The sequence below is a fragment of the Brevibacterium sp. BRM-1 genome, from assembly GCF_026802075.1.
GTDB lineage: Bacteria > Actinomycetota > Actinomycetes > Actinomycetales > Brevibacteriaceae > Brevibacterium > Brevibacterium rongguiense.
On the sequence record NZ_CP113788.1, the window covers coordinates 678,712 to 700,869 of the forward strand.

At 70.4% G+C, this 22,158-nt stretch carries 15 protein-coding genes; 2 read left to right on the forward strand and 13 right to left on the reverse strand.

Annotation, left to right across the window (positions count from 1 at the left end; translation table 11 throughout):
* Position 1 precedes the first annotated feature (1 nt).
* The 3 genes from uvrC to BRM1_RS03010 form a co-directional block, all read right to left on the reverse strand.
* Positions 2-1,918: an excinuclease ABC subunit UvrC gene (uvrC, locus tag BRM1_RS03000; RefSeq protein WP_268528053.1), complete on the reverse strand. Its 1,917-nt coding sequence runs from the start codon at positions 1,916-1,918 to the stop codon at positions 2-4.
* Positions 1,905-4,787, reverse strand: coding sequence for an excinuclease ABC subunit UvrA (gene uvrA / locus BRM1_RS03005; protein WP_268528055.1), 2,883 nt, complete (start codon positions 4,785-4,787; stop codon positions 1,905-1,907). The genes uvrC and uvrA overlap by 14 nt, the downstream gene beginning before the upstream one ends.
* A 109-nt stretch (positions 4,788-4,896) precedes the next feature.
* Positions 4,897-7,407: a DEAD/DEAH box helicase gene (locus tag BRM1_RS03010; RefSeq protein ID WP_268528058.1), complete on the reverse strand. Its 2,511-nt coding sequence runs from the start codon at positions 7,405-7,407 to the stop codon at positions 4,897-4,899.
* A gap of 105 nt (positions 7,408-7,512) precedes the next feature.
* Between BRM1_RS03010 and BRM1_RS03015 the strand changes: the two genes are divergently transcribed.
* On the forward strand, positions 7,513-7,806 hold the full coding sequence (locus tag BRM1_RS03015; protein WP_160952612.1) for a YciI family protein: 294 nt from the start codon (positions 7,513-7,515) through the stop codon (positions 7,804-7,806).
* 554 nt (positions 7,807-8,360) lie between these two features.
* Here the strand turns inward: BRM1_RS03015 and BRM1_RS03020 are convergent.
* The 7 genes from BRM1_RS03020 to BRM1_RS03050 form a co-directional block, all read right to left on the reverse strand.
* Positions 8,361-9,389: a TerC family protein gene (locus tag BRM1_RS03020; RefSeq protein ID WP_268528060.1), complete on the reverse strand. Its 1,029-nt coding sequence runs from the start codon at positions 9,387-9,389 to the stop codon at positions 8,361-8,363.
* A 216-nt stretch (positions 9,390-9,605) separates the two neighbouring features.
* Entirely contained in the window at positions 9,606-11,789 is a 2,184-nt protein-coding gene (gene uvrB, locus BRM1_RS03025) for an excinuclease ABC subunit UvrB (RefSeq protein ID WP_160952614.1), read from the reverse strand.
* A gap of 132 nt (positions 11,790-11,921) precedes the next feature.
* Positions 11,922-12,632 carry an ABC transporter ATP-binding protein gene (locus tag BRM1_RS03030; RefSeq protein WP_160952615.1) on the reverse strand — a complete coding sequence of 237 codons (711 nt, stop codon included), beginning with the start codon at positions 12,630-12,632 and terminating at the stop codon, positions 11,922-11,924.
* A complete protein-coding gene (locus BRM1_RS03035; RefSeq protein WP_160952616.1) occupies positions 12,619-13,485 on the reverse strand; it encodes an ABC transporter ATP-binding protein in 867 nt (288 codons plus the stop codon). The genes BRM1_RS03030 and BRM1_RS03035 overlap by 14 nt, the downstream gene beginning before the upstream one ends.
* Position 13,486: 1 nt before the next feature.
* Positions 13,487-14,722: a branched-chain amino acid ABC transporter permease gene (locus BRM1_RS03040; protein ID WP_160952617.1), complete on the reverse strand. Its 1,236-nt coding sequence runs from the start codon at positions 14,720-14,722 to the stop codon at positions 13,487-13,489.
* A 1-nt stretch (position 14,723) separates the two neighbouring features.
* A complete protein-coding gene (locus BRM1_RS03045; protein WP_160952618.1) occupies positions 14,724-15,701 on the reverse strand; it encodes a branched-chain amino acid ABC transporter permease in 978 nt (325 codons plus the stop codon).
* A gap of 84 nt (positions 15,702-15,785) precedes the next feature.
* On the reverse strand, positions 15,786-16,988 hold the full coding sequence (locus BRM1_RS03050; RefSeq protein ID WP_268528068.1) for a branched-chain amino acid ABC transporter substrate-binding protein: 1,203 nt from the start codon (positions 16,986-16,988) through the stop codon (positions 15,786-15,788).
* A 238-nt stretch (positions 16,989-17,226) separates the two neighbouring features.
* Between BRM1_RS03050 and BRM1_RS03055 the strand changes: the two genes are divergently transcribed.
* The gene (locus tag BRM1_RS03055) at positions 17,227-17,661 is read left to right on the forward strand and encodes an OsmC family peroxiredoxin (protein ID WP_160952620.1); all 435 of its coding nucleotides are present in this window, start codon (positions 17,227-17,229) and stop codon (positions 17,659-17,661) included.
* On the opposite strand, the gene coaE is transcribed toward BRM1_RS03055, so the two are convergent.
* The 3 genes from coaE to rpsA form a co-directional block, all read right to left on the reverse strand.
* On the reverse strand, positions 17,636-18,718 hold the full coding sequence (gene coaE / locus BRM1_RS03060) for a dephospho-CoA kinase (RefSeq protein ID WP_268528071.1): 1,083 nt from the start codon (positions 18,716-18,718) through the stop codon (positions 17,636-17,638). The two genes, BRM1_RS03055 and coaE, sit on opposite strands and share 26 nt — an antisense overlap.
* A 28-nt stretch (positions 18,719-18,746) precedes the next feature.
* Positions 18,747-20,543, reverse strand: coding sequence for a hypothetical protein (locus BRM1_RS03065; protein ID WP_268528074.1), 1,797 nt, complete (start codon positions 20,541-20,543; stop codon positions 18,747-18,749).
* A gap of 93 nt (positions 20,544-20,636) precedes the next feature.
* Complete coding sequence (rpsA, locus tag BRM1_RS03070) at positions 20,637-22,145, reverse strand: 30S ribosomal protein S1 (protein ID WP_268528076.1); 1,509 nt, start codon at positions 22,143-22,145, stop codon at positions 20,637-20,639.
* Positions 22,146-22,158 lie beyond the last annotated feature (13 nt).

Genomic DNA, 22,158 nt, shown 5'->3' on the forward strand with positions numbered 1-22,158 from the left:
CTCATCCTCTTCGCTGGCGGTCTGGGTCTACGGTAGCCGAATCGGCGGCGGGCTCCGCCCCGGAGGCGCCCAGGGCCGCGAGGATCCGGTCGGCCAGCGCGGGTCCGATCCCGCTCACCGTCGTCAGGTCCTCCGCGCTGGCCGCGGCGATCTTCTTGACGGAGCCGAACTCCCGGATGAGCGCCTTGCGCTTGGCCTCGCCGAGGCCCGCGACATCGTCGAGCTGGGAGGCGCGCATCGACTTCCCGCGCTTCTGGCGGTGGTAGGCGATGGCGAAGCGGTGGGCCTCGTCGCGGATCCGCTGGAGGAGGAACAGCCCCTCGGAGTTGCGCGGCAGGACGACCGGGAACTCGTCCCAGGGCACCCAGACCTCCTCGAGGCGCTTCGCCAGGCCCACCACGGCGATGTCGAGGATCCCGAGGTCCTCGAGGGCCCTGACCGCGGCGCCCACCTGGGGCAGCGCTCCGTCCACGACGAGGAGCGAGGGGCGGTAGCCGAAGCGCTCGTCCGGCTCGTCCTTCGTCAGCGCCTCGAGGTAGCGCGAGAAGCGCCGGGAGACGACGTCGTACATCGCCGAGGTGTCATCGCGCGCCGCGTCCCCGGTCACGGAGAAGCGGCGGTAGTCGCGCTTCTTGGGCAGGCCGTCCTCGAAGACGACGAGTGAGCCGACGACGTCGCTGCCCTGCATGTGGGAGTTGTCGATGCACTCGATGCGCAGCGGCGGCTCGGAGAGCTTGAGCGCCTGCTGGATCTCGTTGAGCGCCGTGCTGCGGGTGGTGAGGTCGGCGGCCCGGCGCGTCTTGTGCAGCGCCAGCGACTCCCGGGCGTTCTGCTCGACGGTCTGCGCGACGGCGGCCTTCTCGCCGCGCTGGGGCACGCGGATGCTCACCCGCGAGCCGCGCTTGGCGGTGAGCCACTCGGTGAGCGCCTCGAGCTCGCTGGGCAGCGTGTCGACGAGGATCTCGCGCGGGACCGCATCCGCGTCGGCCTCCGTGTACGCCTGGCGCAGGTAGTCGGCGGTGAGGTCGGCGGGGGTATGCTCCTCGAGCCGCTCGACGATCCAGCCGCGCTGGCCGCGGATGCGCCCGCCCCGCACGTGGAAGACCTGCACGGAGGCCTCGAGCTCCTCGACGACCATGCCGAAGATGTCCGCGTCGGCATTCATCGACAGCACGACGGCGCTCTTGTCGAGCACCTTCTGGAGGGCCGCGAGCTCATCGCGCAGACGCGCCGCCCGCTCGTAGTCGAGCTCCTGTGCCGCCTGCGCCATCTCCCGCTTGCGCGCGGAGATGAAGCCGCCGCCGGAGCCGGACATGAAGTCCGCGATGCTGCGGGCCAGGTCTCGGTGCGCCTCGGGCGAGATGCGGCCCACGCACGGCGCGGAGCACTTGTCGATGTAGCCGAGCAGGCACGGCCGGCCGCTGCGCCGGGCCCGGTCGAACACGCCGTTCGTGCACGTGCGCATGGGGAACGCGCGCAGCAGCAGGTCGAGCGTCTCCTTGATCGCCCACACCTGGGCGAAGGGCCCGAAGTACTTCACGCCCTTGCGGCGCTTGCCGCGGGTGACGTAGACCCGCGGGAACTCGTCCTTCATGGTGATGGCGAGGTAGGGGTAGGACTTGTCGTCGCGGAACATGACGTTGAACCGCGGGTTGTACTCGTTGATCCACGTCCACTCGAGCTGGAGGGCCTCGACCTCCGTGTCCACGACGGTCCACTCGACGGAGGCGGCGCTGTGCACCATCGCGCGGGTGCGCCGGTGCAGCCCCTCCGGCTTGGCGAAGTACGAGTTCAGGCGCGCGCGGAGATTCTTGGCCTTGCCCACGTAGATGACCCGGCGGTCCGGGTCGCGGAACTTGTAGACCCCGGGCCGGGTCGGAATCTCTCCCGGCGCGGGGCGGTACTCACTGGGGTGCACCGATCCGCTCCGCGATCTGCGGCATCCGGGCGAGGTACTCGCCGGTGTGCGAGCCCTCGGCGCGCGCCACCTCCTCCGGCGTGCCCGTGGCGACGACGGTACCGCCGCCGCGGCCGCCCTCGGGGCCCATGTCGATGACGTAGTCCGCCGAGCCGATGACGTCGAGGTTGTGCTCGATGACGATGACGCTGTTGCCCTTGTCCACGAGCCCCTGGAGGACGAGGAGCAGCTTGCGGATGTCCTCGAAGTGCAGCCCGGTCGTGGGCTCGTCGAGCACGTAGACGGTGCGCCCGCGCGAGCGCTTCTGCAGCTCGGCTGCGAGCTTGACGCGCTGGGCCTCCCCGCCGGAGAGGGTGGTGGCGGGCTGGCCGAGCCGCACGTAGCCCAGCCCCACCTCGACGAGGGTGTTGAGGTGGCGGGCAATCGCCGGGACGGCGGCGAAGAACTCCGCGGCCTCCTCGATGGGCATGTCGAGGACGTCGGCGATGCTCTTGCCCTTGAACTTCGCCTCGAGGGTCTCCCGGTTGTAGCGCGCGCCCCCGCAGACCTCGCAGGGCACGTAGACGTCGGGCAGGAAGTTCATCTCGATTTTGATGGTGCCGTCGCCGTGGCAGTTCTCGCAGCGCCCGCCCTTGACGTTGAAGGAGAAGCGGCCGGGCTGGTAGCCGCGCACGCGCGCCACCTCGGTCTCCGAGAACAGCCGGCGGACGTGGTCGAACACGCCCGTGTAGGTCGCGGGGTTCGACCGCGGGGTGCGCCCGATCGGCGACTGGTCGACGTGGATGACCTTGTCGAGCTCCTCGAGGCCCGTGATGCGCTTGTGGCGGCCGGGCACCTGACGGGCGTTGTTGAGCCTGTTGGCCAGCTCCGTGTAGAGGATGTCGTTGACGAGGGTCGACTTGCCGGATCCGGAGACACCGGTGACCGCGGTGAACACGCCCAGCGGGAACTTCACCGTGATGTCCTTGAGGTTGTTCTCCCGCGCCCGCTCGACGGTCACCATGCGCTTGCGGTCGATCGGCCGGCGCTCGGCCGGCAGCTCGATCCGCCGGCGGCCGAACAGGTAGGCCCCGGTGACGGAGTCCTCGGCGGCCTCAAGGCCGGGCACCTCGCCGGAGTAGATGACCTCTCCCCCGTGCTCGCCGGCGCCGGGGCCGATGTCGACGATCCAGTCGGAGGCCTCGATCGTCTCCTCGTCGTGCTCGACGACGATGAGCGTGTTGCCGAGGTCGCGCAGCTTGAGCAGGGTGTCGATGAGACGGCGGTTGTCGCGCTGATGCAGGCCGATCGAGGGCTCGTCGAGGACGTAGAGGACGCCGACGAGGCCGGAGCCGATCTGCGTGGCCAGCCGGATCCGCTGGGCCTCACCGCCGGAGAGCGTCCCGGCGGTGCGGTCGAGGCTGAGGTAGTCGAGGCCCACATCGAGGAGGAACCCGAGCCGGGCGCTGATCTCCTTCATCACCTGCGCCGCGATGGCGGCCTGGCGCGCGTCGAGGTCGAGGGTGGCGAGGAAGTCCGCGGCCTGGTCGATCGAGAGCCGGCTGACGTCGGCGATCGAGGCCCCGCCCACGAGCACGGACAGCGCCTCCGGGCGCAGCCGGGTGCCGCCGCACGCCTGGCACGGCACCTCGCGCATGTAGGACTCGTAGCGCTCGCGGGCGTGGTCGGACTCCGTCTCCTCGTGCTTGCGCAGGATGAACTGGTGGACGCCCTCGAAGCCGGTCGAATACGTCCGCTCGCGGCCGAACCGGTTGCGGTACTTGACCTTGACCTTGTAGTCCTTGCCGAACAGGATCGCCTGGCGGTCCGAGTCGCGCAGGGCGTGCCACGGCGTGTCCATGGAGAAGCCGAGCTCGCCGCCGAGGGCCGCGAGCAGCCGGTTGAAGTACTGCGCGGTGGTCTTGCCCAGCGACCAGGGCGCGACCGCGCCCTCCGCAAGGCTCAGGTCCTCGTCCGGGACGACCAGCGACTCGTCGACCTGCAGCTTCGTGCCGATCCCATCGCACTCCGGGCACGCGCCGAACGGCGAGTTGAACGAGAATGTGCGCGGCTCGATCTGGTCGAGCGCCAGCGGGTGGTCGTTCGGGCAGGACATGTGCTCGGAGAAGGTGCGGGTGCTCCCGTCGTCGGGGAACTCCACGTCCATCCGCCCGTCCGCGGTCCGCAGGGCCGTCTCGACCGAGTCCGTCAGGCGCTGGCGGATGTTGTCCTTGGCCACGAGGCGGTCGACGACCACGGAGATGTGGTGCTTGACCTGCTTGGCCAGCTTGGGCGGATCGGAGAGCATGATCTGCTCGCCGTCCACGACGGCGCGGGAGAACCCCTCGGCCTGCAGGCGGGCGAATTCGTCGACGAATTCGCCCTTGCGGCCCCGCACGAGGGGGGCGAGGACGATGAACTTCGTGCGCTCGGTCAGCTGCAGCAGCTGGTCGACGATCTGCTGGGGCGTCTGGCTGGTGATCTCCTCCCCGCAGACGGGGCAGTGGGGCTGGCCGATGCGCGCCCACAGCAGCCGCAGGAAGTCGTAGACCTCCGTGATGGTGCCGACCGTGGAGCGGGGATTGCGCGACGTGGACTTCTGGTCGATGGACACGGCGGGCGAGAGGCCCTCGATGAGGTCGACGTCGGGCTTGTCCATCTGGCCCAGGAACATCCGGGCATAGGACGACAGCGATTCGACGTAGCGGCGCTGGCCCTCGGCGAAGATCGTGTCGAACGCGAGCGAGGACTTGCCCGAGCCGGAGAGGCCGGTGAAGACGACCATCGAGTCGCGCGGCAGCGAGACGTCGACGCTGCGGAGGTTGTGGGCGCGGGCCCCCTGGACCACGAGCGTATCGAGGTGGGAGACGGGTTGCTTGGCTGCAGTCACGTGGACACTCTATTCTCCGGCGCTGACACGGCCGGTCATCGAGGGTGCTGGCGGGGGCGGGCGCGCGGCGCCCGGCCGGGGCGGCCCGGTGCGGGAGCGGGCCCGCGGCTCAGGGGCGCACGGGGCCGACGTCGACGATCTCGAGGACGAGCTCGTCCGCGGCGTCGGAGGCGGCGACGTCGACCACGGCGCTGATCGCCCAATCCCGGTCGCCGCGGGGGTCGTCGAGCACCTGGCGCACCCGCATCCGACCGTCTTCCTCCGGGCCCAGCTGGAACAGGGCCGAGCTGCGCGCCTCGGGCCCGATGCCCAGCTCGCCGTACTCGGCGTAGTAGTCCTCGACCGTAGCCTCCCAGCGCTTCTGGTTCCAGCCGGAGTCGGAGTCGAGCGCGCCCAGCGCGTCATAGGCGGCGCGCTCGGCCAGGAGCACGCGGTGGAACATCTCGTTGCGCACCAGCCGGGCGAAGCGCGCCGGATCCGCGGACAGCCGGGTGTCGGCCGCCCCCATGGGCAGCGCCTCGGCCTCCGCGCCCGCGGCCCGCAGCGCCTCCCACTCCTGGACGAGCGAGGAGTCGATGCGCACGATCACCTCGCCCAGCCAGTCGACGATGTCGCGCAGCGGCTGCGTGACGAGGTCGGCGGGAACGGTCTGCACGAGCGCGCGGTAGACGTCCGAGAGGTAGCGCAGCAGGCCGCCCTCGACCCGCGCCAGCCCGTAGTAGGAGACGAACTGGGAGAAGCCCATCGACTGGTCGATCATGTCCCGGACCACGGCCTTGGGCTCGAGGCCGATCTCGCGCAGCCACGGAGCGTGGGCGACGTAGGCCTCGAACGCCACCTCGAGGGCCTCGCCGTTGGGCTGCGGGCGCTGCAGCGAGTCGAGGACCTCCATGCGCTCCTCGTACTCCACCCCCTCCGCCTTGAGCGCGCCGAGCTCCTCGCGCTTGATGCGGTCGAGCTGGCCCATGAGCACGGCCGGCGGCGCGGGGACCGTCGCCTCGATGACGGAGAGCACGTCGAGCGCCCAGCTCTCGTCCGCGGGATCGAACAGCTCGAGCGCGGCGAGGGCGAAGGGCGACAGCGGCTGGTTGAGCGCGAACTGGGGCCCGAGGTCGCCCACCGGGCGCAGGCCGGGCTCGCCGGCGCTCGTCGTGGTGGGCTCGATGACGCCGGCCGCGAGCAGCGAGCGGCCGATGCCCAGGGCGCGCAGCCGCATGTCGAGCTTGGCGTTGGCCGTCTCGTGGGTCGCCGCGATGAACGCGTCGACCGTGCGGTAGGTGGCGTTGGGGCGCGAGAGCAGATTGACGATCGTCGAGTGGGAGATCCGCATGTGCGAGGTGAGCTCCTCCGGGGTACCGGAGGCAAGGTTGTCGAAGGTCTCCCGCGACCAGGACACGAAGCCCGCCGGCGGCTGCTTGCGCTTGACCTTGCGCCGCTTCTTCGGGTCCTCGCCGGCCTTCGCGAGCGCCTTCGCGTTGTCGATGACGTGCTCGGGGGCCTGCGCGACGACGTAGCCGCGCGTGTCGAAGCCGGCGCGGCCCGCGCGGCCGGCGATCTGCTGGAACTCGCGCACGCGCAGCTTGCGCACCCGGCGCCCGTCGTACTTCGTCAGGGCGGTGAAGAGCACGGTGCGGATGGGGACGTTGATGCCCACCCCCAGCGTGTCGGTGCCGGAGATGACGCTGAGCAGCCCATCCGCGGCGAGGTGCTCGACGAGCCGGCGGTACTTGGGCAGCATGCCCGCGTGGTGGACGCCGATCCCGTGCAGCAGCAGCCGGCGCAGGATCTGGCCGAAGCCCTTGGCGAAGCCGAAGCCGCGGATCGCCTCGGCGACCGCGTCGCGCTGGGCGCGGTCGGCGAGCTCGGCGCTCGTGAGCGAGCCGGCCAGCTCGACCGCGGCCCGCTGCGAGAAGGAGACGACGTAGATGGGCGCCTGCCCCGCCCGCACGAGGCGCTGGAGGGTCTCCTGGAGCGGGTCCTCCGAGTAGTCGTACTCGAGCGGGACGGGCCGCTCGGCACCGGCCACCACGCTCGTGTCCCGGCCGGTGAGGGCGGTGAGCTCCGCCTCGATGCGCGAGGTGTCGCCCAGCGTGGCCGACATGAGGGCGAACTGCGCCTGCGGCAGCGTCAGGAGAGGTGTCTGCCAGGCCCAGCCGCGCTGTGGATCGCCGAAGTAGTGGAACTCGTCCATGACGACGAGGCCGACGTCGAGCAGCGGGCCCTCGCGCAGCGCCTGGTTGGCCAGCACCTCGGCGGTGGCGCACACGACCGGGGCGCCGGGGTTGACGGCGGTGTCGCCGGTGACCATCCCGACGGACTCGGGGCCGAAGGCGTCGACGAGCTGGAAGAACTTCTCGCTCACGAGCGCCTTGATGGGCGCCGTGTAGAAGGCGCGCCGGCCCTGGGAGAGGGCGGCGAAGAGGGCCGCGAGTGCCACCATCGACTTCCCGGACCCGGTGGGCGTCGCGACGATCGTGTTGTCCCCGGCCAGCAGGGCGTAGATGGCCTCCTGCTGGGCGGGGTAGAGCTCGATGCCGAGTTCGGCGCAGTAGTCCTCGAAGGCCTCGAGGAGGGTGTCCGGGTCCGCGAATTCCTCGGGGATGTGCGGCAGGCGTGGCACGTGTCGCGCTCCCCCTTCCCGGACCTAGACTGACAGCGCGGCCACGTGGGCAACCGCGGGCCGCGGCCCATTATTCCCCGCCGCCTCGCGCACGAAGGAGTCACCATGGCGATCTTCGCCGTCACCTACGAATACGGTCCCGACATCGACACCCGCATGGCGGCCCGACCCGCGCACCGCACGTGGCAGGCCAAGCTGTTCGACGCCGGCGTGCTGCTGGCCTCCGGGCCGCTCGAGGACGATTTCGTGCCCGGCGGCCTGCTCATCATGCAGGCCGATACGCGCCACAACATCGAGGACACCCTCACCCAGGACCCCTACGCCGCCGCCGAGGTCATCTCGTCGACGACGATCCGGGGCTGGAATCCCGTGTTCGGCCCCTTCGCGCCCGAGGCCTGAGGGAGGCCGCCCCGGGGCCGGGCTCGGCCTGAGCGGCTGCGAGGACTGAGAACGCCCGAGGCCTGAGCGGGTCCGAGGCCTGAGAAGCCTGGCCTGGGGCCGGCCCCAGTCTGAGGAGCCCGGACCGGTGCCGGGCCATGGCCCGCGCGGCTCGGAGGACTGCGCGGGACCGAGGCCTGGATCGGCTCCAGATTTCACTGCGCCTCGGGCATCGAACGGCCCGGGCTGAGGAGGTTCGGACACGTTCCGACTGGGCACGTTCGGACTGAGTAGGTCGGGGCCGTGCGGGTTCGGGCCGTGCAGGGCAGGGCAGGGGCCGCGCGGGCAGGCCCGCCCACTCCCGGGCGCCCGCCCCCGGATGCCGGCCCCCAGATGCCCGTTCCCGGGCGCCCGCCCCCGGCCGCCCAACCCGGGTGGGCCGCCGCCCAACCCGGATGGTGCGGTCGCTCGGATGCCGTGTCTGCCCGGATGGTGCGGCTGCCCGGATGCCGCGGTCTCGGCGGGTCGGGCGGCGCCGGACGTGCAGGTGTGCCCGCCCCGCGTTGCGCACGTGCTCAGGGGCGCTCGCCGGGCTCCGCACCGGGCTCGTGCGGGGCCGGGCCGTGCGCCTCGTGCTCCACCTGGCCGAAGTGCACGTGCTCGCCCCGCCGCCGCATGGCCACGAGGCTCGCAACCGTGGCAACGGCCATCGCGGCGACGATGAAGCCCAGCGACATCCACGTGCCGATCTCCGGCACGCCGGGGAACCACGTCTCGTGCATCGCGTGGAGGATGAGCTTGACGCCGATGAACGCGAGGATCGCCGCGATGCCGTATTTGAGGTACGCGAGGTGGTCGAGCAGGCCGCCCAGCAGGAAGTACAGCTGGCGCAGGCCCATGAGGGCGAAGAGGTTGGCCGCGAACACGATGAAGGGGCTGCTCGTGATGCCGAAGATCGCCGGGATCGAGTCGAGCGCGAACATGACGTCGGTGGTGCCGATGGCGATGAAGACGAGCAGCATGGGCGTGAAGTAGCGCTTGCCGTCGATCGTCGTGCGCAGCCGGTTGCCGTCGTACTCGTCGACCATGTGCGCGCGGCGCTTGATGAACCGCACGAGGGCGGAGTCCTCGTCGTCCTCGTCCTCCTTGCCGAACGCCTGCTTGAACGCGGTGTAGAGCAGGAACGCGCCGAACAGGTAGAACACGCCCACGAACATCTCGATGATGTACGAGCCGGCGAGGATGAAGGCCCCCCGGCAGATCAGCGCGATGATGATGCCCACCATGAGGATTTCCTGCTGGTAGAGCTTGGGCACCTTGAAGCGGCCCATGATGAGCACGAAGACGAAGAGGTTGTCGATGCTCAGCGAGTACTCGGTGAGCCAGCCGGCGAGGAACTGCCCGCCGTGCTCGGCGTCGCCGATGATGAACATGAGCGCGGCGAAGACGAGCGCGAGGGCGACGTAGAAGCCCACCCACAGGCTCGCCTCCTTCATGCCGGGCACGTGGGGGCGCTTGAGGATGAGGAGGAGATCGGCGATGAGGATGAGCACGAGGATGCTCAGCGAGCCGATTTCGAACCACAGCGGAAGGGCGGTGGACATCGCTGCCTTTCTGCGCGCGCGGCGCGCTGCACGGTGTGCGAAAGTCTCTCCCGCGCCGTGGGCGCCGCGGGTCCGGGCGCCTGCGCCGCGCCCAGAGCGCAGCGCAACGGCGCCGTGATGACGAACCCTGCGAGGGTGGGATACTCCCCTTCTGCTGGAGCGGCCAGTCTACACGGCCGAGGCCGCAGGCACCCGTCGTTCGGGTGCCGCCGCCGCTCAGGCGCCGCCGTCGTTGTGCATGGCGCGCAGCTCCTTCTTGAGATCGCCGAGTTCGTCGCGCAGGCGCGCCGCGAGTTCGAACTGCAGCTCCGCGGCCGCGTTGTGCATCTGCTCCGTGAGCTGGGCGATGAGCTCTGCGAGGTCCGCCGTGGGCGGCCGCACGGTCGTCTGCTCCCCCGCGTTGGCCCGCTGCTCCGCCGTGCGCGCCGCGCTGTAGCCGCGCTTGCCCTGCCCGTAGTCGAACTGGGTGAGCAGCTCCCGCGTGTCCTCGTCCTCGCGCTGCAGCCGTTCGGTGATGTCGGCGATGCGCTTGACGAGGGGCTTGGGGTCGATCCCGTGCTCCTTGTTGTAGGCGATCTGGACGTCGCGGCGGCGGTTCGTCTCATCGATCGCGTAGCGCATCGACGGGGTGATGGTGTCCGCGTACATGTGGACCTCGCCGTTGACGTTGCGCGCCGCGCGCCCGATCGTCTGGATGAGCGAGGTGCCCGAGCGCAGGAAGCCCTCCTTGTCCGCGTCGAGGATCGACACGAGCGAGACCTCCGGCAGGTCCAGGCCCTCGCGCAGGAGGTTGATGCCGACGAGGACGTCGAACCGGCCGGCGCGCAGCTCGCTGAGCAGCTCGACGCGGCGCAGGGTGTCCACGTCGGAGTGGAGGTACTCCACCCGCACGTCGTGCTCGAGGAGGTAGTCCGTGAGGTCCTCGGCCATCTTCTTCGTCAGCGTCGTCACGAGCACGCGCTCGTCGCGCTCGACGCGGGTGTGGATCTCGCCGAGCAGGTCGTCGATCTGGCCCCGGGTCGGCTTGACGACCACCTGCGGGTCGACGAGGCCGGTCGGGCGGATGATCTGCTCGACATAGCCGTCGGAGCGCTCGAGCTCGAAGTTGCCGGGCGTGGCGGACAGGTAGACCGCCTGCCCGATCCGGTCGAGGAACTCGTCGAACTTCAGCGGCCGGTTGTCCATCGCGCTGGGCAGCCGGAAGCCGTGGTCGACGAGGGTGCGCTTGCGCGACATGTCGCCCTCGTACATCCCGCCGATCTGGGGCACGGTCACGTGGCTCTCGTCCACGACGAGGAGGAAGTCCTCCGGGAAGTAGTCGAGGAGGCAGTTGGGGGCCGTGCCCGGGGCGCGGCCGTCGATGTGGCGGGAGTAGTTCTCGATCCCCGAGGTGAACCCCATCGACTGCATCATCTCGAGGTCGTAGGTGGTGCGCATCTTCAGCCGCTGGGCCTCGAGCAGCTTGTTCTCCGACTCGAGCTGCTGGAGCCGCTCCGCCAGCTCGTCCTCGATCGAGGAGATCGCTCCGGCCATGCGCGACTCACCGGCCACGTAGTGGCTGGCCGGGAAGATGTGGATGACGTCCTCATCGCGCACGATCTCGCCCGTGAGCGGGTGAAGGGTGTAGAGCGCCTCGATCTCGTCGCCGAAGAACTCGATGCGCAGCGCCAGCTCCTCGTACTGCGGGATGATCTCCACGGTGTCGCCCCGCACCCGGAACGTGCCGCGGGTGAAGGCCATGTCGTTGCGCGCATACTGCATCGAGACGAACCGCTTGAGCAGCTCGTCGCGGTCGCACTGCTGGCCCTTGCGCAGCGTCGCCATCCGCCCGACGTACTCCTCGGGGGTGCCGAGGCCGTAGATGCACGAGACGGTCGAGACGACGACGACGTCGCGGCGGGTGAGCAGCGCGTTCGTCGCGGAGTGCCGCAGCCGCTCGACCTCGTCGTTGATCGAGGAGTCCTTCTCGATGAACGTGTCCGTCTGCGGGACGTAGGCCTCCGGCTGGTAGTAGTCGTAGTAGGAGACGAAGTACTCGACGGCGTTGTTGGGGAGCAGCTGGCGGAACTCGTTGGCCAGCTGCGCGGCGAGCGTCTTGTTCGGGGCCATGACGAGCGTGGGGCGCTGGACCTGCTCGATGAGCCAGGCGGTCGTCGCGGACTTGCCGGTGCCGGTGGCGCCGAGCAGCACGATGTCGCGCTCGCCGCGCTCGAGCCGGCCGGCGATGTCCGCGATGGCGGCCGGCTGGTCGCCCGACGGCGAGTACTCGCTGACGACCTCGAACGGCGCCACCGAGCGGGTGACCTTGGGGCGGTGGCCGATCTTGGGGACCGGGCGCTGCGGGGCCGGCTGCGCGCGCGTGTCCGCCGGCGGCGCCGGCAGCTGCTCATTCTTTGCCATGGGACGAGCCTATCCCCCGCCCCTGACACGGGACGGGGGACGGGCCGACCGCGCTCCCCCCGGCCGACCGGGCCCACCGGCAGGCCGCCGGCCGCGCTGGGCGCGGGTGACAGCGGCGGAGGGCCGTGGGCGCTACGCGACGCCCAGGTAGGCCTCCTTGATGGACGGATCGGCCAGCAGCTCGCGGCCGGTGCCCGTCTTCGTGATGCGGCCGGACTCGAGCACGAGCGCGTGGTTGGCGATGGCCAGCGCCTGGTTCGCGTTCTGCTCGACGAGCAGGACCGTCGTGCCCTGCGCGTTGATCTCCTTGATGATGCGGAAGATCTGTCGGATGAACTGCGGGGCGAGGCCCATCGAGGGCTCGTCGAGCAGGAGCATGTCCGGCCGGGCCATGAGGGCGCGGGCGATGGCGAGCATCTGCTGCTCGCCGCCGGACATCGTGCCGCCGGCCTGGGTGCGGCGCTCGGCCAGGCGCGGGAAGAGCTCGAACACGCGGTCGAGCTCCGAGTCGGCCTTCTTGCCGGAGCGCGAGTACGTGCCCATGTCGAGGTTCTCCATGACCGTCATGGAGCCGAAGATCCCGCGGCCCTCGGGCACCAGCGAGATGCCCAGCGGCACCCGCTTGTACGCCTTGAGCTTCGTGATGTCGCGGTCCTCGAACCGGATGGAGCCGCGGCTGGCGGCCAGCAGCCCCGCGATGGCGCGCATCGTCGTGGTCTTGCCGGCGCCGTTGGCGCCGATGAGCGTGACGATCTCGCCGCGCTCCACCGTGAGGTCGAGCTTCTCGATGGCGCGGATGCGGCCGTAGCGCACCTCTAAGTTGTTGACCTCAAGCATCGACATCGTCGGCCTCCTCTCCCAGGTATGCGGCGATGACCGCGGGGTCCTGCTGGATGGCCGACGGGACGTCGTCGGCGATCTTCTTGCCGAATTCGAGCACGACAATCCTGTCCGTCACGCCCATGACGAGCTTCATGTCGTGCTCGATGAGCAGGACGGTGTAGCCCTCGTCGCGCACGGTGCGGATGAGCGCCATGAGCTCTTCCTTCTCCGCCGGGTTGAAGCCGGCCGCCGGCTCGTCGAGGCAGAGCAGCTTCGGATCCGTCGCGAGCGCGCGGGCGATCTCGAGGCGGCGCTGGTAGCCGTAGGGCAGGTCGCGCGCGGGGTGCAGCGCGCGGTCGGCGATGCCGACGAAGTCGAGCAGCTCCATGCCGCGCTCGATGATCTGCTTCTCCTCCCGGTAGTGCCGGGGCAGGCGCAGCATCGCCCCGATCATCCCGGTCCGGTGGCGCGCATCGAGCCCCACCGCGACGTTCTCCAGCGCGCTCATCTCGCCGAACAGGCGGATGTTCTGGAACGTGCGCGCCAGGCCGGCCCGGGTGATCTGGTGCTTCTTCTTGCCCAGCAGCGTCTGGCCCTCGAGCCGGACGTCGCCGGACGATGCCCGGTAGACGCCCGTCATCGCGTTGAAGCACGTCGTCTTGCCGGCGCCGTTCGGCCCGATGAGGCCGAGGATCTCACCGCGGCGGATATCGAACGAGACGTGGTCGAGCGCGGTGAGCCCGCCGAACGTGACGGTGAGGTCGGTGACTTCGACGAGGGGCTCGCCCTCGCTCACCGCGATCTCGCGCTCGGGCGCGACCGCGGCCTCCTCGTTGATGGCGAACTCCTGCTCCGGTGCCTGTGCCTCCGGCATGTCAGGTCTCCTTCCGCGCGCGGCGCGTGGACTGGGCGGTCGAGCCGCCGGGGGCGGGCGGGGCGGAGCCCGGGGGCGGTCCGCCCTCCGGCTGCGCGGGGGCCTGCTCCTTCTTCACCCAGCGGCGGATGCGCGAGCCGTAGGTCAGCAGGTGCGCCTTCGCCGGGAAGAGCCCCTGCGGGCGGAAGATCATGAGGAGCACGAGCACGATGCCGAAGATGAGGTACTTGTAGGCGGCGAGCTCCGTGAAGCGCAGGGGGATGTAGGCCACGATGGCCCCGCCCAGGATGACGCCGACCTTGTTGCCGCGCCCGCCGAGCACCACGGCGGCGAGGAACAGGATGGAGGTCGGGACGTCGAACTTCTGGTTGTTGACGAAGCCCACCTGGCCGCCCATGAGCGCGCCCGCGAGGCCGCCGATCGCGGCGCCCGTGCCAAAGGCGGCGAGCTTGAAGTTGAACGTCGGCACGCCCATGATCTCCGCCGCGTCCTCGTCCTCGCGGATGGCGATCCACGCACGGCCCACCCGGGAGCGCTCGAGGTTGCCGAGCAGGACCGCGACGATGATGATGATCGTCACGACGAGCCAGTACCAGGGCAGCCCGTTCGAGGCGGTGAACAGGGCCTCACCGTCGGCGTTGGTGCCCGGCGGCCGGCCGAGGTTCTGGAACCCGGTGTTGCCCTTGAGGCCCGGGATGATCGTGGCGAGCAGCCGGATGATCTCGCCGAAGCCCAGCGTGACGATCGCGAGGTAGTCCCCGCGCAGCCTCAGCGTCGGCAGGCCGAGCGCGATGCCGAATACGACGGTGACGATCATCGCGAGCGGCAGGGTGGCGAGGTACGGGATGTGCACGAACGTGCTGTCCGACGACGTCCACAGGGCGGCCACGTAGGCGCCCACCGCGAAGAAGCCGATGTAGCCGAGGTCGAGCAGGCCGGCCTGGCCGACCACGACGTTGAGGCCCAGCGCCACGAGCGCGTAGAGCGCCATGTTGAAGCACGAGATCGCGAAGTCGTTCGCGGGCTCGGTCGTGATGAGGGGCGGGTTGATGACGGGCAGCAGATAGGCCAGCGCCACGACGACGAGCAGCATGAGCCACTGCTGGAGGCGGGAGCGGTCGTTCCACCACTGCCGCAGCGCCGCGGTGCGCTTGTGCTTCTTCGTGACGTCGGCGAGCTCCTCGCCGATCGCGGTCTGGGTGGCTCCGACGGAGCCCAGGGGCGAGTGGTTGGACATCTCAGGCCCTCACTTTTCCGAGGTTGGAGCCCAGGATGCCGTTGGGGCGCACCATGAGGACGACGACGAGGACGACGAAGATGACGACGTCCGTCCACTGGGAGTCACCCAGCACGGTTGCGCCGTAGTTGCCGATGAGGCCGATGAGCAGGCCGCCGAGGAGGGCCCCGCGGATGTTGCCGATGCCGCCGAGCACGGCGGCGGCGAACGCCTTGATGCCGAGGATGAAGCCTCCCATGTAGAACACGCCGGCGGGCACGCGCATGACGTAGAAGACCGCCGCCGCGCCGGCCAGCGCGCCGCCGATCATGAACGTCGCCATGATGATGCGCTCCTTGTTCACGCCCATGAGCGTGGCGGTGTCCGGGTCCTGGGCGACGGCGCGGATGCCGCGGCCCAGCTTGGTGCGGCGCACGAGCTGGTCGACGCAGACCATCATGACCACCGCGGCGATGATGATCGTCAGCTGCTGGGAGTTGATGATGACCCCGAAGACGTCGAAGATCGGCTTGGGCCGGTACATCGTGCGGTTGGGCTCCGCAGAGGGGCCGCGCCACACGAAGAAGAGGTACTGGATCACGAACGACATGCCGATCGCGGAGATGAGGAAGGCGAGGCGCGGGGCGCCCTTGTCGCGCAGCGGCTTGTACGCCACCCGTTCGACGACGAGCGCGGTGCCCGCGGAGACGAGCATGGCCGCGATCATCGCCAGGGCGATGTCGAGAATGAGCAGCCCGAGCGACATGTGCGGGGCCGAGGGCCCGAAGCCCAGCCCGGAGAGGACGAAGACGACGGCGAAGGCGCCGGCGATGAAGACCTCGGAGTGGGCGAAGTTGATGAGGTTGAGCACACCGTAGACGAGGGTGTAGCCCAGCGCCACGAGCGCGTAGATGGCGCCGAGCGTGAGACCGTCGAGGGTCGTCGACCAGAAGCTGTCGACGAGCCTGCCGAGGTCGAACGTGATCCAGTCACCTGACATGGGGGTTCGCTTTCTGGAGGGTGTCCGGGCGACGGGGCCCGCCGGCACTGCCGGCAGGCCCCGTCATCGGTGGTGGGAGGTGGGTCAGTCGATCTTGCCGACGGAGACGATCTTGTCGCCGTCGGTCTTGTAGCCGTAGACGGTCTTGTCCGTCAGCTCGCCCTTGTCGTCCCACTTGTAGGTCTTGCCGTAGCCCGGTTTGTCGTAGTCCTTCACCCACTCCTCGAGCTTCTTGCGGTCCTTGATGCCCGAGTCGATGCCGGCCATGAGGACGGTGGCCGTGTCATAGCCCTCGACCGAGTAGGTGCCGGGGGCGGTGCCGTTCGAGACCTTCTCGTAGGCGTCGGAGAAGTCCTTGATGAGGTCGCCGGGCACGCACGCGCAGGTGTAGTACGCGTTCGAGGCGGCGGAGCCGGCCTGCTTGACGAACTCGGTGTCCTTCACGCCGTCGGGACCGATGAAGACGCCCTCGAAGCCCTGGTTGGACAGCTGGTTGTCGAACGGCGCGCCCTCCGCGTAGTAGCCGGAGTAGATGACCGCATCGGCCTTGGCGTCGGTGACCTTCTGCGCCGTGGGGCCGAAGTCCTTCTGGCCGGTGGTGACCTTGTCCTCGCAGGCGAGCTTGTCGCCGAGCGCCGACTTGACCTGCTTGGCCAGGCCCATGCCGTAGTCCGAGTCGTCCTGGACGAGGCAGACCTTGGAGGAGCCCACCTTCTCCGCGAGCTTGGCGAGCGCCGGGCCCTGCACGGTGTCGTTGCCCAGGCCGCGGAAGAACGTCTTCCAGCCGTTCTGGGTCAGCTCCGGGTTGGTCGCGGCCGGGGTGATGTGCACGAGGCCCGCGTCCTCGAAGATCTTGCCGGTGGCCTTCGACTCGCCGGAGAACGGCAGGCCGACGACGCCGATGATCTTGTCCTCCTTGACCGCCTGCGCCGACGGGCCGGTGGCCTTGGCCGGGTCGCCCTCGGTGTCGAACTTCTTCAGCTCGATCTTGCAGTCCGGGTTCGCATCGTTGTGCTCGTTGAGCGCGGTCTGCACGCCGTTGACGATGTTGATGCCGAGCTGGGCGTTCGGGCCGGTAAGAGCGCCCACGTAGGCGATCGAGGTGCCGGATTCGCACTTGCCCTTGCCGTCGCCGGCGGCCTTCGCCGCGTCCTGGGGGACCTCGATGGAGTCCTGGGCCGGCAGCTGGTTCTTCGCGCCGCCGCTCTCCTCGCCGCCGCCGGAGCTGCCGCCGGAATTGGCACAGCCGGAGAGCATGAGGGCAGCGACGCCAGCCGCGGCCGCCAAGGAAACGAGACGAGATTTCCTCTGCATAGTGTGATCGCTTTCGTCGGTGTGATGATCATCACGTGATACCTGCGCCTGAGGTATCAGGCATGGATCGAAGATACAGCAATCACGTGATGCACCTCACCATTGCAGGACACGAAACGGTAACGGTTTGCCCAGCCGATTCGCAGGCGCGCCACCCGTCCTGGAATCATCCGGATAGCAAGCCGATTTGTCTGCCGCAGAAGGAGCCGCCATGCCCACTCCACTCGTCTCGAAGGCCAGCGCCGTCTGGCGCGGTTCGCTGCTCGACGGTTCCGGCACCGTTGCGCTCGACACCTCGGGTGCCGCGAATCTGCAGGTCAACTGGAAGGCCCGCGCCGAGGAGCACCAGTCCGGCGTCACCAGCCCCGAGGAGCTGCTCGGCGCCGCCCACGCCGCCTGCTACTCGATGGCGCTGTCGAACGTGCTCGCGGAGAACGGGACGCCGGCCAGCGACATCTCCACCGGGGCCGATGTCACGTTCGACGTCGACAAGGGCATCACCGAGGTCCACCTCGTCACCGTGGCCCGCGTGGAGGGCCTCACCGCGGCCGATTTCGTCGCCGCCGCCGAGCGCGCGAAGCGCGAGTGCCCGGTCTCCCGTGCCCTCAAGGGCACGAACATCACGCTGAGCGCGGATCTGGGCTGAGCTCGAGCTCGACCGCAGCGCACAGGCCGGGGTCGGCGGGGGCGAAGGCCTCCGCCGGCCCCGGTCGCTGTGCGGCAGGGAAGAGCCCGGCGGCGCGCAGGCCGGCCCGCACCGCAGCGGCCTGTTCGGGCCGGGCGCGCACGCGCAGGCGCACCGTCGCATCGGGGGCATCGGGCGCAGGCGCCGCAGTGGCATCACCAGGGGTCCCGCCGCCGGGAGCGCTGCCGCTGGGAGCAGCCTCGCCGGGTGTCATACCGCCGGGAGCGCTGGCGCTGGTGAGCTCCGCGCTCGCCCCGTCTGCCGCCCATGCCCGCTCCAGCCGAGCGGCGAGGCGCTGCGCCGTGTGCGCGCGCATGGCCGCGGGCGCGGATTCGGCCGGGGCGCCCGTGGGCCCACCGTAGTCTGACGGTGCGGAGTGGTTCGCAGCGGCGCTCGAGGCGGGCCGCTGGGCGGCCAGCGCCGCGGCGAACGGTGCGAGCCGCCGGTCCCAGAGAGCGCCGAAGGCCGCCGTCAGCTCCGCCGGTGTGCCCGTGTTGCTCAGGAGGGCATCGCAGGCCGCGTAGCGCTCCTCGTCCGCGGCCTGGCGCTCGATACGCGCGCGGGCATCGGCCGAGTCCATTCCCCGCTGCGCCGTCAGCCTCTCCAGCCTCATGGGGGCGGGCACGTCGACGAGCAGGCACAGGTGGTAGTCGGCGCTCAGCCCGTTCTCGACGAGGAGGGGCACGTCGTGCACGAGCATCGGGGCGTCGGCGTGGCGGGCCATGAGCTCGCGGGTGCGCGCCCCGATCGCGGGGTGCATGATGGCGCCGAGGTCGCGCGTGCCCGTGTCGTCGGCGAAGGCCAGGCGCGCCAGCGCGGCCCGGTCGAGGGCGCCGTCGGCGGTGAGGACCTCGGGACCGAACCGCTGTGCGAGCCGCGCCAGGGTGGGCCGGCCCGGCTCGACGACCTCGCGTGCCACGGCGTCCGCGTCGATGACGGGCACGCCGCGGTCGGCGAATTCGCGGGCGACGGTGGACTTGCCGGCGCCGATCCCCCCGGTCAGGCCGATGCGCAGCATGCTCTCCCCTTTCCGGCGGCGGCGCCGCTCAGCTCGATGCGCGCAGGTCGATGAGGTAGACCCCGCCCGTCTCACGGTACGCGGTGCCCGCGGCGGCGGCGACGAGGTCGGCGGCCGCCTGCGGCTCGGCCGGCGGGTACGCGGCGTCGCGGGCGATGACGACGAAGTCGGTGCCCCCGCGCCGCACCTCCTCGATCGCCGCGCGCGCCTCAGCGCTGTCCCCGGCCGGCAGCTGGCCGCCCCTGTGCGCCTCGAACAGATCGTCGAGCGCGTCCGGCGGGCTCTCGTAGGTCACCGGGCGCTCGGCGGTCGAGCCGACGAAGTAGCCGCCGCGCTCGCGGTAGCGCATGCCCGCCACGGCCTGCCACAGCATCGGCTCCGCGGCCCGGGGCACCGCCATCGCCATCGGGTGCGGGAGCGTCTTGACCTGAGCGCCCAGCGGAATTTCGGCGGCACCGTCACGGTAGAACTCCGGGATGACGAGGTCGCGCGGGTGCACGGTTGCCGGTGCCACCGCCACGAGGGCCACGGCGGCGGCAGCGGCGACGAGCGCCCTGCGGCGCCGGGAGCGCGCCCGCAGGCCCAATTGCAGGCCGATGGCCAGGAGGAATGCCAGCGCGAGCGTGACGTGGACGGCCAGGCGCATCGGGAGGATGTTGCCGAGCACGGGCAGGAGTTCGATAAGCCGGAACGGGCCGGTCCTCAGGACGGGCTCGCCGTCGAGCAGCCACGGGGAGCCCAGCGACATCAACCAGACGAGCACCCCCGCCAGCGCGGCGACGCGGGTCGGCCCAGCCCACCGGGTGCGCTGGGCGGCGATGAGCGCGACAGCCGCGAACACGAGCCAGGCAAGGCCCACGTAGCCGCCGATCTCCGAGGGGTCGATCCCGGTGACGCGGCCGACGTCGACGGTGCCGCCGCCGAAGAGCGTGAAGCGGCCCGGCGCGATCATGTCGAGCAGGTCCTGGTTCCAGATGCCGTGGGGCCGGATGACGCCGCGCGGAGCCCCCGGCCCGTGCGTCATCTCGAGGACGAGCGGCAGCCCGCCGAGGGCCGCGATGCCCACGGCGACGAGGCAGCCCGCCGTGAGGCTGCGCAGGCCGCGCACGAGGGAGCGCGGGGCGCAGACCAGCCAGGCGAGGGCCAGGGCACACGCCGCGATGAACGAGCCTGCGAGCAGCTCGGTGGAGACGTAGAACTGCCAGCCCACGAGCGCGCCCAGCGCCGCCCCGATCGCAAGCGGGCGGCGCGCGCCGCGGCTGCGGGAGAGCTCGACGAGGGCGAGGGCGACGAGCGGGGGGAACGGTGCGAATGCGAGGTTGAGGTGCCCGGCGCTCTGCGCGATGACGTAGGTGGAGAAGCCGTAGGCGAGACCGCCGACGAACGCCGGCAGCCGCAGCGTGAAGCGCGAGAGCAGCCAGGCGGCGGCCAGTGCGGAGACCACCGGCGCGGCGATGAGGCAGACGTTGTAGGCCACGATGGGCCCGAACGCCAGGGTGAGCGGAACGGCCGGGAGGGCGAGGCCCAGCACGGAGGTGTTCCACGCCCCGTTGGCGCCCGTGGGGGCGTTCATCGCCGTGGCGTAGAGCAGGCCGTGCTGGCCGGAGCCGGCGCCGAACCAGCCGGCGGCCACATCGGCCGCGTGCGCGAACCACCAGACGAAGAGCGAGGAATCGTCGTTCTCCGCGAAGACGCGCGAGCCGGGCGCGGAGACGAGCTCGCCGTTGATGAGCAGCGTGAGCGCTAAGAGGGCCGCGGCGTAGCCCAGCCATGCCCGCAGCGGGCCGCGGGGCACGCGGCCGGGGCGCAGGCGGCGCGGGAGCACCGGAGCACGCAGACGCCCCAAGGGCCCCCGGACGCGCGTCCGGGAGCCCTTGGGTTCGTGTGCTGGAGCCTGGGTGCTCAGGTCAGCCGCCGGTCAGTTGCCGGCGAGCTTCTCGCGCAGCGCGGCGAGAGCCTCGTCGCTGGCGAGGGTGCCCGCATCCGCACTGTCCTCGGAGCTGTAGTTCGAGGCCGTGGATGCCTCGGACGAGCTGGAGGACGAGGAAGAGGAGGACGAGGAGGAAGAGGACTGGCTGCTGGCGTCCGCGTCTGCGGCGATCGCCTTGGCCACCTGCTTCTTGTGCTCCTCCCAGCGGGCCTGGGCGGCGGAGTACTCGCGCTCCCACGCCTCGCGCTGGGCGTCGTAGCCCTCCATCCACTCCTGGGTCTCCGGGTCGAAGCCCTCCGGGTACTTGTAGTTCCCGTCCTCGTCGTACTCCTGGACCATGCCGTAGAGCGCGGGGTCGAGGAACTCCTCGGCCTCCGGGTCCACGCCCTCGTTGGCCTGCTTGAGCGACAGCGAGATGCGGCGGCGGTCCAGGTCGATGTCGATGACCTTGACGTAGATCGTCTCGTCGACGGACACGACCTGCTCGGGCAGGTCGATGTGGCGCACCGCGAGCTCCGAGATGTGCACGAGGCCCTCGATGCCGTCCTCGACGCGCACGAACGCGCCGAACGGCACGAGCTTCGTGACCTTGCCGGGCACGATCTGGCCGATGACGTGCGTGCGGGCGAAGTGCTGCCACGGGTCTTCCTGCGTGGCCTTGAGCGACAGGGACACGCGCTCGCGGTCCATGTCGACGTCGAGGACCTCGACGGTGACCTCGTCGCCCACGGAGACGACCTCGCTGGGGTGGTCGATGTGCTTCCAGGACAGCTCCGAGACGTGCACGAGGCCGTCCACGCCGCCCAGGTCGACGAAGGCGCCGAAGTTGACGATCGAGGACACGACGCCGGGACGGACCTGGCCCTTCTGGAGGGTCTGGAGGAAGTCGTGGCGGACCGCGGACTGCGTCTCCTCGAGCCAGGCGCGGCGGGAGAGGACGACGTTGTTGCGGTTCTTGTCGAGCTCGATGATCTTCGCCTCGACCTGCTGGCCGATGTACGGGGCGAGGTCGCGCACGCGGCGCATCTCCACCAGCGACGCCGGCAGGAAGCCGCGCAGGCCGATGTCGACGATGAGGCCGCCCTTGACGACCTCGATGACCGTGCCGGTGACGACGCCCTCGTTCTCCTTGATCTGCTCGATGTCGCCCCAGGCGCGCTCGTACTGCGCGCGCTTCTTGGACAGCATCAGGCGCCCGTCCTTGTCCTCCTTGGTGAGGACGAGGGCTTCGATGGGGTCTCCGACCTCGACGACCTCTGCGGGGTCAACGTCGTGCTTGATCGACAGCTCGCGCGAAAGGATGACGCCTTCCGTCTTGTATCCGATGTCGACCAGAACTTCGTCGCGGTCGACCTTGACGACGGTGCCCTCCACGATGTCGCCATCGTTGAAGTACTTGATCGTCTCGTCGACTGCCGCGAGGAAATCTTCTGCAGTGCCGATGTCGTTGACGGCGATCTGCTCGGTCTGCGCCGTGCCCGGCGTGGTGGTGGTCATAGAGGTAGAGACT